Here is a 13,729-nt window from a genome sequence, read left to right as displayed (position 1 = left end):
GCGCTCGTGCCTGGTTCAGGCTAAGGCAGCCAGGCGCGGTAACGCAGCGCGGGCATTGGCGGCGGTGGCGCGCGCCAGGTCGGCCGGCGGCATGCCGCGCAGCTCGGCCAGCACGGCGCCGATGCGGGGGATTTGCTGGGGCTGGTTGATGGCCGGATGCAGCCATGCCGGCGACATGTCGGGGGCATCGGTTTCCAGCACCAGAGCGTCCAGCGGCAGATCCGCCGCCAGCCGGCGGATCTGCAAGGCCCTGGTAAAAGTCATGGCGCCGCCAAAGCCAAGCCGGAAACCGAGGCCGATGAAGGCTTCGGCCTGCTGGAAACTGCCGTTGAAAGCGTGCGCGATGCCACCGCTGACCTTGATCCGGCGTAGATGCTTGAGCAGGATGTCTTGCGAGCGCCGTACGTGCAGCAGCACCGGCAGGCCGAACTCGCGCGCCAGCTTGAGCTGCTCGACATAGAAATGCTCTTGCCTGTCGCGCAATGGCCCGTGGTCCATTCCGGGCACAAAGAAATCCAGGCCGATTTCGCCGATGGCGACGAAGCGCGGGTCGGCCATGGCGCTGCCGATGGCGGCGCGCAGGGCCAGCAAATCGCTGTCGTCGGCATGTTCTACATACAGGGGATGGATGCCGAGCGCATAGCTGCAGTTGGGCAGTTGCGCCGCCAGCGCCGCCACCGTCGCGAAGTTTGCGCGTTCCACGGCAGGGATCACGATCCACCTGACCTGCTGCTCGGCGGCGGCAGCGGCGACCTGCGTCTGCGTACCGCCGAATTCAGCGGCATCCAGATGGCAGTGCGTGTCTATCCACATCGGGCGGTCCTCGGAAAATTATCAGGCGTATATCAGACGCCTCAGCACTTGGGGGGATTGATAGATTGATATCGTAGCATGGACCTTCTTGCTCTCCTATAAGGCTAAACATAAACATTTCTCGTTCCGCCTCAGAGCCTGATAACATGATGCAAAAAAGTATTTGTTAGAAAGCAATCTAGATGTCCACCGCACACCAGCCGTCCACCCCGTTCGATCAACGTGAATTCCGCAACGCCCTGGGAACCTTCACCACCGGCGTCACCATCATTACCGCCTGCCAGGCCGACGGCAAGCTGGTTGGCGTCACCGCCAACAGTTTCAACTCGGTCTCGCTGGATCCGCCGCTGGTGCTGTGGAGCCTGGCCAAATCGTCCAACAGCCTGGCGGCGTTTGAAGCCGCCGAGCACTGGGCGGTGCATATCCTGTCGCACGACCAGGACCAGCTGGCCACTCATTTCAGCAAGCGCGCGCACGACAAGTTCGCCGGCCTGCAAGTCGAACCCGGCATGGGCGGCGCGCCCTTGCTGGCCGGCTGCACCACCCGCATGCAATGCAAGACCGCCTACCGCTATGACGGCGGCGACCATATCATCATGGTCGGCGAAGTGATGCATTTCGAGCATTCCGATATCGCCCCGCTGGTCTACCAGCGCGGTAATTACGCCATTGCCACCCGCAAGGAACTGGCCGACGAAGCGGAAGCCCTGATCAAGGCCACCGCTGCCTCCAGCAGTTTCGATGAAAGCTCGATGAGCCACCTGCTCGGCAGCGCGTATTTCCATCTGTACGGCAAGCTGCGCGAATTCGGCGCCGCCAAGGGCTTGAACGATGCCGAGTTCTTCGTGCTGAACACGCTGGCGGCGCGCGATGGCCGCAGCCTGGCCGAGCTGAACCGCCTGTTCGTGTATGCCGGCCACACGCCGCTGATCAATGTACTGGACGACATGACCGCGCGCGGCTTGCTGCAAGTCGTGGTGGACCAAGGCGAACGCAACGACCGCGGCCTGTTCTACCTGACCGCCATCGGCCGCGCCCTGGCGCAGGAGATCGGCGACAGCGGCAAGCAGACCGAACGGGAACTGCTGAACAGTCTGGGTACGGTCGACACCATCGCCTTGCGCACCCTGCTGCGGCGCTTCATCAGCCTGACCGACGACGGCAAGCTGCCGCTGGATGAGGAATGAACCTGCGTATCTGATGCCGCAGGCAATGCGCTACACTAAGGTACGACCCATCACGGATTCCTGACAGCACCGATGAACATCCGCTTCCTCGAAACTTTCGTCTGGCTGGCCAAGCTCAAGAATTTCCGGCTGACGGCGGAAAAGCTGCACACCACGCAGGCCGCGGTATCGAGCCGCATCGCCACGCTGGAGCAGGATTTCGGCGTGCGCCTGTTTGACCGCGGCGCCCGCGAAGTGGCCCTGACCACCGACGGCAGCAAGGCGCTGGTGTACGCCGAGCGCATCGTCAAGCTGATGCGTGAAATGAAGGATGAGATGTCGGCCAAGGATCACTATTCCGGCGTGCTGCGCATAGGCGTGATCGAATCTATCGTGCATAGCTGGTTCCCGGACCTGATCGGCCGCATCCACAAGCTGTTTCCACAGCTGGAAATCGAAATCGCCAGCGACACCACCATCCACCTGCGCGAGCAGTTCAGCAAGGGCGACCTCGACCTGGTGCTGCAGGCCGATGCAGTGATCGCCCCCAACATCCGCAATCTCAAGCTGTGCGAATTCCCGATGCGCTGGGTCGGCAGCGCCAAGCTCGAGATCGGCAACGAAACCTTGAGCCTGTCCGACCTGGCAGCCTTCCCGCTGGTCAGCTTCGCCCGCAATTCCGGGCCGCACACCGTGCTGGAGCAATTGTTTTCCGACAGCGAGCGCGGGTCCCTGCATATCAATTGCATTACTTCCGTGGCCACCATGATCCGCCTGGTCAGCGACGGTTTCGGCGTGGCGGTGGTGCCGCCTGCCATCATCCAGCGCGAACTGAACGACGGCAGCCTGCAGCAGCTGCGGGTCGACGCCGATTTCCCGGCGCTGCTGCTGATGGCTTCGTTCCGCAACGATCCGGAGAATGCCTTGACTGAGACTATCGCCAGCATTGCCCAGGAAACCGCTTCCGAATTCGCACTGAATTGGGGACCGGAGATTGCCAGGCTGCCGTCGGAACCGCTGGAACTGCCGTTTCCCGCTATATAAGACTGCCAGCCTCTGCCGACGCTAATGGTGCGCAGGCGCCCCACTTTTGCTCATAAGATTTTCCAATCAATCGCGCTGACAATTTCTTGTTGGACAGCCGCCAGCCCCTTACGCATACTCGATTCATCCGGCAGCACTCGCAGCCGCCGGTGACGGCCGTCACAGAAACGCCGCTTCATCCTGCGCCCCCGCGGCGCAGCAGAACCATTTATCGGGTGACATCACATGAGCAACAATATCAACGCAGCGCCAGACTTGCTGGAAAGCACTTACCGGAAAATCGCCTGGCGCCTGATTCCTTTCCTGGTGTTCCTGTTCGTGCTGGCCTGGGTAGACCGCGTCAACGTCGGCTTCGCCAAGCTGCAGATGCTGCAGGACTTGCAGTTCAGCGAGGCGGTCTACGGGCTTGGCGCCGGCATTTTCTTCGTCGGCTATTTCCTGTTTGAGGTGCCAAGCAACCTGTTGCTGGAAAAAATCGGCGCCCGCAAAACCCTGGCACGCATCACCATCCTCTGGGGCCTGACTTCAATGGCGATGGTGTACGTGCAGACGCCGACCATGTTTTACATCATCCGCTTTTTCCTGGGCGTGTTCGAGGCCGGTTTCTTTCCCGGCGTGGTGCTGTACCTGACTTACTGGTTCCCGGCCGAGCGGCGCGCCCGCATCAACGGCTTGTTCATGACCTCATTCGCCATCGCCGGCGTGGTCGGCGGCCCGATTGCGGGCTTCATCATGAGCCGCATGAATGGCGTCGGCCATTTCGCCAACTGGCAGTGGCTGTTCCTGCTGGAAGGGATTCCCTCGGTGATCGCCGGCATCCTGGTGCTGATCTATCTGCCGGAAAAGCCGCACAACGCCAAATGGCTGCAAGCCGCCGAACAAATGGCGGTGACCAAGGCGCTGGCGGCGGAAAATCATAGCGGCAAACATGCTTCGCTGCGCGACGCCTTTCTCAATTCGCGGGTCTGGATCTGCGCCGCCGTGTATTTTTGCGTGGTCAGCGGCAATGCCACGATCGCCTTCTGGTCGCCGTCCATCATCAAGGAAATCGGCGTGGTCGGCAACCTGCAGATCGGCCTGGTCTCGGCGATTCCTTTCCTGGCCGGCACCATCGCCATGGTGTGGAACGGCATCCACTCCGACCGAAGCGGCGAACGGCGCCTGCATTGCGCCATTGCCACGCTGGTGGCCAGCATCGGCCTGATACTGACCGGCTTCTTCCTCGGCAACGCGGTGCTGGCGCTATGCGCCCTGACGCTGGCGGCGGTCGGCATCCTGGCGGCGTTCCCAGTGTTCTGGTCGATCCCGGCGGCGTTCCTGACCGGCACCGCGGCCGCCGGCGGCATCGCGCTGATCAATTCGATCGGCAACCTGGCCGGCTTTGCCGCGCCTTACATGATCGGCTCGCTGAAGACCAGCACCGGCAGCCTGTCGGCCGGCCTGTACTTTGTCGCCGGGCTGGAATTCACGGCGACCGTACTGGTGCTGCTGTTCATCAAGAAAGTCCGCTGATCCTGCTGTCCTTTTTCATCGACAGGCAAGAGCCGTCACTCCTTATTTTTTAAAGCTGGAATCATCATGCACATCTCTTTTCAAGTAGACACCGAACAAGGCTCGCGCCAACTCGATACCGATATCCATACCCTGATCGTCGCCGGCTGGGCCGGGCGCGATCACGCCGCTATCGAGCACCATATTGAAGAACTGGCCGCACTCGGCATCTCGCGCCCGAGCGCCGTGCCGCTGTATTACCGTATCGCCAGCAATCAGCTGACGCAGGCGTCGCAGGTGCAGGTCGTCGGCCCGGATTCGTCCGGCGAGGTGGAAACCTTTGTCTTCGCCGCCAACGGCGAACTGTATGTCAGCATCGCCTCCGACCATACCGACCGCAAACTCGAAGCGCATAGCGTGGCGCTGTCGAAACAGGCTTGCGTCAAGCCGGTGGCCAGCAGCGCCTGGCGCCTGGCCGAAGTGGCCGACTACTGGGATGAACTGGTGATCCGTTCCTATATTGAAGAAAACGGTGAGCGGCTGCTGTACCAGAAAGGCGCGCTGGCCTCGCTGCGCACGCCGCAGGACCTGATCGCCGGCTATACCAGCGGCGCAGCCATCCTGGCAGAAGGCAGCGGCATGACCTGCGGCACCGTGGCGGCGATCGGCGGCATCCGGCCCTCGCATTCCTTTACAATGGAATTGTTCGATCCGCGCCGGCAACGCACGCTGCGCCACCATTACACGGTTGAAGTGCTGCCGGAAGTCGCCTGAATCCAGCACTGCCTTTACTTCACTTGCGAGAATGTATGACTGACACGCTCCCTACTCTGCATAGCTTATCCGAAGCCTTGCGCCAGAACCGCACCAGCTCGATCGCGCTCACCGAAGCAGCGCTGACGCGCGCGCTGGATCCGGCCGGCGAAGGCCGCCGCGTGTTCACGGAATTGTATGCCGCTCCGGCCAGAGCGGCGGCGCAAGCTTCCGATCTGTTGCGCGCCAGCGGCCAGGCGCGTTCGCCGATTGAGGGCTTGCCGATTTCGGTCAAGGATTTGCTGGACGTCGCCGGCAGCGTGACCCGCGCCGGCTCGGTGGCGCTGAACGATGCCGCGCCGGCCAGCGTCAACGCGCTGGCGGTGCAGCGTCTGCTGGCGGCAGGCGCGGTGATCGTCGGCCGCACCAACATGACGGAATTTGCCTACTCCGGGCTTGGCATCAATCCGCACTACGGCACGCCGCGCAATCCCTGGGACCGCGCCAATGCGAGGATTCCCGGCGGCTCCTCCTCCGGGGCCGCGGTCTCGGTGAGCGACGGCATGGCGGTTGCCGCCATCGGTTCCGATACCGGCGGCTCGGTGCGCATCCCGGCGGCGCTGTGCGGCCTGACCGGCTTCAAGCCGACCGCACGCCGCGTTCCGCTGGAAGGCGTGCTGCCGCTGTCAACGCAGCTGGATTCGCTGGGCCCGATCGCCGCCAGCGTCAGCTGCTGCGCAATGCTCGACGCGATCCTGGCCGGCGAACCTGTACCGACATTGACACCCTTTTCTTTGCGCGGCTTGCGCCTGGCGGCGCCGAGCACGCTGGTGCTGGATGGCGTCGATCCGCAGGTGGCGGCGGCGTTCGCCCGCGCACGCGCTCGGCTGCAAGCGGCCGGAGCCATGATCGATGATGTCGAGATTCCAGAATTTGCGACCGCTACGGCCATCAACGCCAAAGGCGGCTTCACCGCGGCGGAAGCCTTCGCCTGGCACCGCAAGCTGATCGCCGAACGCGCCGCCAGCTACGACCCGCGCGTGATTTCACGCATACAGCGCGGCAAGGAAATCAGCGCCGCCGACCTGCTCGACCTGTTCGCCGCGCGCAAGCAATGGATCGCGGCAGTTGAACAACGCATCGCCGGCTACGACGCCATGCTGATGCCGACCGTGCCGATCGTCGCGCCGCAAATCTCGGTGCTGGAAGGTAGCGATGAAGCCTACTTCGCTGCCAACGGCATGATCCTGCGCAATCCGGCGCTGATCAATTTCCTGGACGGCTGCGCCTTGTCGCTGCCTTGCCATGCCTCCGGCGCAGCGCCGGTCGGGCTGATGCTGGCGGGTGTTGCCGGCCAGGACAGGAAGATCCTGGAGATCGGCCTGGCGGTGGAGGCTCTGTTGCGCAAGGATTAAATGAACAGGGTCATGCGGGGTCAGAGTTTTTTTACGACGGCTGTATCGTCGTAAATTACTCTGACCCCGCATGACGGATTCGGAGAAAGACAGAGCGCATTATTTGGTTTTTTTTCAAACAACGAGGCATGCGCTCCGTAGTGCCGCTAAGTGGGGTCAGGGTGTAGTTCTGCAAAAAGCACGCATAAAATTCACTCTGACCCCAGTTAGCTGCAGACGTTAAGCGCAACGAAAACCGGGTTACAGTTTCGTCACACTTTATGACGTTCTCAATATGCGTAATGCAGCAAGGCTGGATGATCAGTGATCAACCGCCAGCCTGGCCACTTGCAGCACTTCGCCGCTGCTCGTATTCTGGACGAAAGCAACGATGCCGAAGCGGTCGACGCGCAGGTCGGCGGCGATGCTGTCGAGTGCGAGCTTTTCATGGATCTGCACCATGCCGTTCTTCAGCGCGAACGGCCCCAGCCAGCGCCGCACCACATAGTCATGATGCAGGGTGACGCCGCCGTTCTCGCCGGCGGCGACGTTCGACACCAGTTTGTTTTCATACACCGCGACATAAGCGTCGTGGCTATCCTTGGAATCCTGGCGCAGCTTGATGCTGGCCGCCAGATCGAAATTGCGCGGCGCGGTGCCGGACAGCTTGATCGCGATATCGGCCGGCGATGGCTGCGCCGTGATCTTGGCAATGGCGGCGTCGAACGCGCTGCCGGAACTCCAGCGCCGCAGCTCGCGGCCGCCGGCAAAGATTTCAGGGGTATACACCAGCGTGGTTTTGGCATAGCCCGCCAGTTCCTGCTGGCGCGCGGTGAAACGATGATCGCCGAAGCGGTCCTTCCAGCCGAGGTTGTCCCAGTAGTCGACATGCAAGGCCAGCGGCACTACCTGTTCCGGCTTGGCCTGGGCGCCCAGCCTGGACAGCCACTGGTCGGCTGGCGGGCAGCTGCTGCAGCCTTCGCTGGAGTACAGCTCGACCAGCGCAACCCGGCTGGCCGGGCTCTGTGCTGTGTATTCGACGGCGTGGGCGCTGGCGGAAAGTCCGAACGCAAGCGCGCCCAGGGCAAAGGTTTGGATAAGCTTGATAAAAATAGACACTTGCGTCTCCTGGCTGGTCATGTACAGCTTGGTCGTTCTGCAGGCCGTTTCCTTACAGATCCGCCAGGTTTTACATCCGTCCCTATGGCGCCCGGTACAGGTTGATCACATCCTTATCCACCCGCACCAGGTTCTGGCCGGCATCGACGACGAATTCCGCGCCGTTGAAAGATTGCCTGGTCAACAACAGGATGGCGTCGGCGATTTCAGTGGTCGGCGCGATATAGCCTAGCGGCGTCGAGCGAGCCGAGGAATATTCGAAATCGGCCTGGGTCTGGTCGCCGCTGGGCGTCATCAGGCCAGGATACAGCGCATTCACGCGCAGCACCGGCGCCGCCGACATGGCCAGCATCGCGGTCAGGTTGCCGAGCGCTGCCTTGGCCACCGTATAGCTGAAATCCTCCGGATGGAAATTCGCCTTCACTTTCTGGTCCACCACATTGATCACCACGCCCTGCTGGCCGCGCTGCCGGGCTTGCCGGTGAAAGGCCTGGGTCAGCAACAGCGGCGCGCGGCAATTGACTTGCCAGGAGCGTTCCAGGTCATCCAGCGCAAAATCGGCCAGCGTGTCGGGAAAAAAAATCGCCGCGCAGTTGATCAGTACGTCAAGCCGGCCGAAGCGTTCATAAGCGGCGGCTATCATCGCCGTCAGTTGCGGCGGCGACTGCAGGTCGGCCTGGTGGGCGACGGCAACGCCGCCGCCCGCTGCAATCGCTTGCACCGTCGCCAGCGCCTCCTGTTGCGAGCCGCCGTAGTGCACCACCACGGCGTAGCCTGCCGCGGAGAAACGCTCGGCGATCACCCGCCCGACCCGCTTGGCGGCACCGGTGATCAGCGCCACCGGCTGCGGCGCGGCGGCGGTGCTCAATGCTTGCCGGCAGCGGCGGCGCTGCCATCCATGAATTGCGCCAGGCGCAGGTCGAGATCGGTGACGCCGTTGGCGTCGTGCGTGGTCAGCAGCACGGTGACGCGGTTGTACACATTGGACCACTCGGGATGATGGTCCATTTTCTCGGCCAGCAGGGCAACCCGGGTCATGAAACCGAAGGCAGCGTTGAAATCGGCAAACTTGAAGGTTTTTTCAATCGCGTCGCGGCCTGCGGCGGCGGTCCAGGTGGTCAGGGTCTGCAAGGCGGCGGCGGCGCCGATATGGGTGGAATGAGGCATTGAAGTATCCGTCCGTGAAAACCTCAATTCTATAACCGGAAGCACCCGGCTGCGCACTTTTGCGCACTCGGACGCTTCCTTGCCGGCGATTCACGGCTGCGGCGGCAGCTTGCGGTCAAAGAAATCAACGATTTCAGCATTCAGCCTGGCATGCAGCGCGCTGCGGTCGATGCCGGCGGCGTCGTTGCAGATGGCCGGGGCGGCAGCCTTCAGCGTCTCGCTGCATGGCGCCAGGAACACATAGTGGCCGCCCGCGACTTCGCCGCGTTCGACGCTGGCTGGCAGCAGGCTTAGCAGATGATCGGTGTTCCAGCGATTGCGCAGGACCTGGTCGTCGCTGGCCTTGTAGATGCGTAGCGGGATCGTGACATCGGCTACACCCTTGGCGTCGAACATGACGCTGAACGGTGCCATGGCGACCGCCGCGCGCACGCGCTTGTCCACAGGCAGGGCCCAGCCTGGCCGCGTCACTATCGTCTTTTTCTCCGCACTGGCGTCGCATAACCCATGGTCGTCGGCGTGCGCCGAACAGTAAGCCACGATCAGGGACGTGTCTGGCTTGGCGCCGGCCATCACCATGGTGGTGTAGCCGCCCGCCGAGAATCCGGCCATGCCGATGCGTCTGGCGTCAATCGCCGGCGCCAGGCGTTGATCGGCCAGCACGGCATCCAGCGTGGCCACCGCTTGCCACGGGCGGCCTATGATCTGCTGATCGGTGCCGCGCCCCTGCGGCTGGTCGTGGCTGTCGCCGAGGTGGCGCGGCGCCGCCACGATATAGCCATGCCGGGCCAGCGCTTCGGCCAGGTCGGCATGTCCGAACTCCCCGCCGCCGCTGCCGTGCGAAATGATCACCAGCGGATGCAAGCCGGGGGTCAGCGGCGCATCGCGGGTGGCGTGGATCAGATAGGGGCCGGCGTGCCATTCTGTTTGCGCTGCATTGGTGGGATACCAGACGGCGACCGGCACCACGTATTCGCCGCTGGTGCTGAGGCTGAGCATGCCGATATTGCTGGTCTGATCGGCGGCCAACGTCTGCTGCGCCAGTGCGCTGCATAGCGCCATCCAGATCCACATCACTGTACGTACGTAGAGCATAGCTTTTCTCCAAGGGATAAGCCGGCTGCTTGCACCGGGGATGAATGCAATTGTAGGGGGCTGCAGTTTTTCCCACCTGACCGGGATTGCTCATTTGCATTAAAAGATGCACGAGCCGGCCACTTGATCGCTGGCGCGGAAAGGTCAACAATGGTGGCCTCCGGGTATTTTTTGCCGGCTTGTCAACCGGAGGCCCGGCACCAGGCGTTAATGCGAAACAAGCAAAACAGCGAAACAAGCTGAAAACGGCGCAAGCGCCGCCATCCACCATCAATAGGGGAACACCATGAATACCAGAATCGTTGCTGTCATGTTATGCGCAGTTGCACTGGCTGGCGCCGCTGGCAGCGCCAGCGCCAAGGGTTGCCTGAAAGGCGCCGCGGTAGGCGGCGTGGCCGGCCACTATGCGGGCCACCATGCAGTGGTTGGCGCGATCGGCGGCTGTGTCGTCGGACGTCACCTGGCGAATAAAAAAGCGGCCGATCAGGCGGCCGCGGCACATGCCGCGCAACCGGCGGCCGCCAAGTAAGCAAGCGCCTGGCCAGCTTGCCGCACCAAGCCCGCGCCGAACAGGCTTCGCGCGGGCTTTTTTGCGCCGGCAATAAACCAGGCTTGTAGGCATAATGGTTGCCCCTGCACATCCTTCGGGCGACATGAAACTCCTCGCAATCTCAGGCAGCCTGCGCGCCGCCTCGCATAATTCCGCCCTGCTGCGCGCCATGGCCCGCCTGGCGCCGGCCGGCGCCAGCGTCGAGCTGTGTCGCAGCCTGGGCGATCTGCCGCTCTTCAATCCCGATATCGAAACCAGCGATCCGCCGCCGGTGGCCGCCCTGCGCGCTCAGATCATCGGCGCCGATGCCCTGCTGATCGCCAGTCCCGAATATGCGCACGGCATCACCGGCGTCATGAAAAATGCGCTGGACTGGATGGTCGGCTGTGAAGCTTTCGTGTTCAAGCCGGTAGCGTTGCTGAATGCTTCGCCGCGCGCTGTGCATGCCCAGGCGTCGCTCAGAGAGATTGTCACGATGATGTCGGCGCAGATCGTCGAACAGGCTTCGGTCACCGTGCCTATCCTGGGTTCAGGCTTGAGCGAAGAGCAGATTGCCGCGGATCCGGAAATTTCCGCCGCATTGCGCGCCGCACTGGCGGCCTTGTGCGCCGCAGTGACCGCCGGCCGCGCAGCGGGGCTCTAGTTTTTAGTTTGCAGAATTAGCGGAACGCCAGCAGCAAGACCAGTGCAAGCGCAGCCGGCAATGCCTGTATGAACAAGATCTTGCGCCCGACCGTGATGCCGCCGAAGATGCCGGCGACGATCACGCAGGTCAGGAAAAAGATCTTGATCGCGAGGCCCTCGCTCCCCAGGCAGATGCCCCACGCCAGGCCTGCGGCCAGGAAGCCGTTGTACAGTCCCTGATTGGCGGCCAGCACTTTCGAGGCAGTGGCAAACTCTTGCGTCAGCTTGAATGTCTTGCGGCCGAACGGCTTATCCCACAAGAACATTTCGAGCACCAGGAAATATACATGCAGTAGAGCGACCAAGGCGATCAGCAGGTTGACGACAGTATTCAAGACAGGCTCCCTATTATTGGATTATTTGATTTATTCATGTGGCATGGCCGCAGGCCGACGGTTTTTACTGCGCTAGCCTGGCCTAAGGTTTCGCTGCAGCCTGGCTGGCGAGCTGCGCCGACAACTCGGCATCCAAAGCAGTCACCCGCTGCACCGCAGGGCGGGCATTGATCCTGTCGATATACGCCTGGATCACCGGCGACATCGGCACCAGCTGGAAACCGGTGGTCCAGGTCAGCGCCGTGCCCCAGAGGACGTCGGCAGCGCTGAACTTCTCGCCCAGCATGTACGGCCCCTTCTGCAACTGGTCGGTGAGCGTCTTCAGCATGGTGTCGAAATCGCCGTAGGGACACGTCGATGGCGATGCCGGCGGATTTTTCTGTGCACGGTCGATCAGCGCCGGCTCAAAACAGGAACCGTAGTAGACCATCCAGCGCAGATAAGGGCCGCGCAAGGGATCGTCTAGCGCCGGCGCCAGCCCCTTGTCCATGTAAAGGTCCGCCAGGTACAGGTATACCGCAGCTTGCTCCGTGATGAGGGCGTCGCCATGCCGGATTGCCGGCACCTTCCCCATCGGGTTGACCGCCAGATAAGCCGGGCTGCGCTGCTCGCCGGCTTTCATGTTGAGGGCGTGCAGCTCATAGTCGGCGCCCAGTTCTTCCAGCAGGATGCGGGTGCCCTTGGAGCGGGTATTCGGACAATGAAAAAAAGTGACGCGGCGTGTCTCTGTCATGGCGCTTTCCTTTTGATTTTAAGCAGCGATTGGAACGCCTAATATATCCCAAGGAGCGATGACACATTAAGAAACAAATCCGGCTTTTTCGTCTGCCGGGCTAGTCGAAATCCTCTATTTGGATGGCAGAAAACGCGGTTTTATTGTCTTATCGACAAAGCACGCGCAGCGTCTTGGCGGTTAGCCAGAAACACTACACAGGGCCATTTTTCATAGGTAAATCACATCGAAACCGGCAGCCATGACGCATGTCCGCCCTGGCTAGCCGCTGTAAATGAGCGGTGAAAAGTGTAAGTAAATGCACAGGACACATTTTTTGGGGTCGCGCTTCGTACAATCGATAGCACTGGAAACATTCAGGAGCGCATATGAAACAGCATCTCAGCATCGCAGCAATCATCTCTGGACGTTTTTCGTCTTTCGTGGCTCCCTCGAACAAGGCGCCGGCCAGCCCTGCACCGGGCGGCCCTGCCCCGATCCTCAAGAATCCGCCGCCGCCGGCCAAGCAGGAAGCCGAGCCGCATTCGCGCGCCGGACTGGTGTGGAGCCCCGGGTTCTGGGATTACGTGGATGGCTGGTACGTATGGGAAGCAGGTCACTGGGAACTGGCGCGCACCGACCAGCATTATCTGAAGCCGGGCTGGCAAAAAGTGATCCACGGCTGGAAGCTGCAACGCGGCGAATGGCGCGTCACGACGGTCAACTTCATCAGGAATGGCGCGAAGGCCAAGGAACAGGAAGAGCTTTCAGGACAACAGTACGATCCGCTGGCGGCATTCCGCTAGGCCGCAGCGCGGCCTGCCGGCAAAAAAATCGCCATGCCTTGGCGATTTTTTTTCGCCTGGCCGGATTACCCTGCCCGTTTCAGCAGCGCATCGCGATGCGCCTGGCTGCGTTCCTGGCAGCGAAAGCAAATCCAGCGGCGCGACTTGTTGCGCATCACGAAGTCGCCCTCGGTCACCGCCACTTCGCCCTGATGGTGCGAACAATAGCGTTTGCCGGTCACGTTTGCGGTAGCCTGGGTCACCAGCGCCAGCCGGTCTTGTCGCTGCAGATATGCGGTCATTGCTGATTCTTCCTTCTACACATGCTGGTTTGCTGCAGGCGCTCTGAATACGCGCCTGTCATGACTATTTTCCAAACGGATTGATATTGACGGCGTCTTTTGGCTGCGCCGATGCCGCGCCTGGAGAGCTGCCCTTGCCCTGTGCGGCAACCGCGCTGGCTGTGTGCTTTGCCGTGCCCGAATCCTCGGCTGCCCAGACCGCATAAATGCTGCCGACACCCAAAGCAAACGCCGCACCCAGCCAGGCCAGATTCGATTTTTTCATCTCGCTTCTCCGTACGTCATCACCATTCTGTAAAAACACATTACGCAGACTTCG

At 61.9% G+C, this 13,729-nt stretch carries 17 protein-coding genes; 8 read left to right on the top strand and 9 right to left on the bottom strand.

The features are described 5' to 3' along the window. Window positions 1-15: 15 nt before the first annotated feature. Window positions 16-813, bottom strand: coding sequence for a TatD family hydrolase (locus VNZ65_RS00980; protein ID WP_325665177.1), 798 nt, complete (start codon window positions 811-813; stop codon window positions 16-18). 182 nt (window positions 814-995) lie between these two features. Here VNZ65_RS00980 and VNZ65_RS00975 point away from each other — a divergent pair, with 182 nt between their 5' ends. The 5 genes from VNZ65_RS00975 to VNZ65_RS00955 all read left to right on the top strand — a co-directional run bounded on the left by VNZ65_RS00975 (window position 996) and on the right by VNZ65_RS00955 (window position 6,682). Further along, window positions 996-2,000: a flavin reductase gene (locus VNZ65_RS00975; RefSeq protein WP_325665175.1), complete on the top strand. Its 1,005-nt coding sequence runs from the start codon at window positions 996-998 to the stop codon at window positions 1,998-2,000. Window positions 2,001-2,072: 72 nt separating this feature from the next. After that, a complete protein-coding gene (locus tag VNZ65_RS00970) occupies window positions 2,073-3,023 on the top strand; it encodes a LysR family transcriptional regulator (protein WP_325665173.1) in 951 nt (316 codons plus the stop codon). 225 nt (window positions 3,024-3,248) lie between these two features. Next, window positions 3,249-4,535, top strand: coding sequence for an MFS transporter (locus tag VNZ65_RS00965; protein WP_325665171.1), 1,287 nt, complete (start codon window positions 3,249-3,251; stop codon window positions 4,533-4,535). Window positions 4,536-4,601: 66 nt separating this feature from the next. Beyond that, a complete protein-coding gene (locus tag VNZ65_RS00960) occupies window positions 4,602-5,288 on the top strand; it encodes a DUF2848 domain-containing protein (protein WP_325665169.1) in 687 nt (228 codons plus the stop codon). Between the two features lie 35 nt (window positions 5,289-5,323). Next, window positions 5,324-6,682, top strand: coding sequence for an amidase (locus VNZ65_RS00955; protein WP_325665167.1), 1,359 nt, complete (start codon window positions 5,324-5,326; stop codon window positions 6,680-6,682). Between the two features lie 300 nt (window positions 6,683-6,982). On the opposite strand, the gene VNZ65_RS00950 is transcribed toward VNZ65_RS00955, so the two are convergent. The 4 genes from VNZ65_RS00950 to VNZ65_RS00935 form a co-directional block, all read right to left on the bottom strand. Beyond that, window positions 6,983-7,780: a DUF1223 domain-containing protein gene (locus VNZ65_RS00950; RefSeq protein ID WP_325665165.1), complete on the bottom strand. Its 798-nt coding sequence runs from the start codon at window positions 7,778-7,780 to the stop codon at window positions 6,983-6,985. Window positions 7,781-7,862: 82 nt separating this feature from the next. Further along, window positions 7,863-8,648, bottom strand: a complete 786-nt coding sequence (locus tag VNZ65_RS00945) for an SDR family oxidoreductase (protein ID WP_325665163.1) — start codon at window positions 8,646-8,648, stop codon at window positions 7,863-7,865. Continuing rightward, on the bottom strand, window positions 8,645-8,947 hold the full coding sequence (locus VNZ65_RS00940; protein WP_414649009.1) for a 4a-hydroxytetrahydrobiopterin dehydratase: 303 nt from the start codon (window positions 8,945-8,947) through the stop codon (window positions 8,645-8,647). The genes VNZ65_RS00945 and VNZ65_RS00940 overlap by 4 nt, the downstream gene beginning before the upstream one ends. Before the next feature lie 90 nt (window positions 8,948-9,037). Beyond that, window positions 9,038-10,042, bottom strand: a complete 1,005-nt coding sequence (locus VNZ65_RS00935) for an alpha/beta hydrolase family protein (protein ID WP_325665159.1) — start codon at window positions 10,040-10,042, stop codon at window positions 9,038-9,040. Between the two features lie 286 nt (window positions 10,043-10,328). Between VNZ65_RS00935 and VNZ65_RS00930 the strand changes: the two genes are divergently transcribed. Next, window positions 10,329-10,571, top strand: coding sequence for a hypothetical protein (locus VNZ65_RS00930; protein WP_325665157.1), 243 nt, complete (start codon window positions 10,329-10,331; stop codon window positions 10,569-10,571). 124 nt (window positions 10,572-10,695) lie between these two features. Continuing rightward, a complete protein-coding gene (locus tag VNZ65_RS00925) occupies window positions 10,696-11,235 on the top strand; it encodes an NADPH-dependent FMN reductase (protein WP_325665155.1) in 540 nt (179 codons plus the stop codon). A 16-nt stretch (window positions 11,236-11,251) separates the two neighbouring features. On the opposite strand, the gene VNZ65_RS00920 is transcribed toward VNZ65_RS00925, so the two are convergent. Then, a complete protein-coding gene (locus VNZ65_RS00920) occupies window positions 11,252-11,611 on the bottom strand; it encodes a DUF1304 domain-containing protein (RefSeq protein ID WP_325665153.1) in 360 nt (119 codons plus the stop codon). Window positions 11,612-11,693: 82 nt separating this feature from the next. After that, window positions 11,694-12,344 carry a glutathione S-transferase gene (locus tag VNZ65_RS00915; RefSeq protein WP_325665151.1) on the bottom strand — a complete coding sequence of 217 codons (651 nt, stop codon included), beginning with the start codon at window positions 12,342-12,344 and terminating at the stop codon, window positions 11,694-11,696. A 368-nt stretch (window positions 12,345-12,712) separates the two neighbouring features. On the opposite strand from VNZ65_RS00915, the gene VNZ65_RS00910 reads away from it, so the two are divergent. After that, entirely contained in the window at window positions 12,713-13,129 is a 417-nt protein-coding gene (locus VNZ65_RS00910) for a hypothetical protein (protein WP_325665149.1), read from the top strand. A 65-nt stretch (window positions 13,130-13,194) separates the two neighbouring features. On the opposite strand, the gene VNZ65_RS00905 is transcribed toward VNZ65_RS00910, so the two are convergent. Together VNZ65_RS00905 and VNZ65_RS00900 are read right to left on the bottom strand one after the other, a co-directional pair. Further along, complete coding sequence (locus VNZ65_RS00905; protein ID WP_061939163.1) at window positions 13,195-13,410, bottom strand: hypothetical protein; 216 nt, start codon at window positions 13,408-13,410, stop codon at window positions 13,195-13,197. A gap of 64 nt (window positions 13,411-13,474) precedes the next feature. Then, window positions 13,475-13,675, bottom strand: coding sequence for a hypothetical protein (locus tag VNZ65_RS00900; RefSeq protein ID WP_325665145.1), 201 nt, complete (start codon window positions 13,673-13,675; stop codon window positions 13,475-13,477). Window positions 13,676-13,729: the final 54 nt, after the last annotated feature.

The organism is Collimonas sp., assembly GCF_035566555.1.
In the GTDB taxonomy this organism is placed as follows: Bacteria; Pseudomonadota; Gammaproteobacteria; order Burkholderiales; family Burkholderiaceae_D; genus Collimonas.
This window is presented reverse-complemented; position numbering and strand designations above follow the sequence as displayed.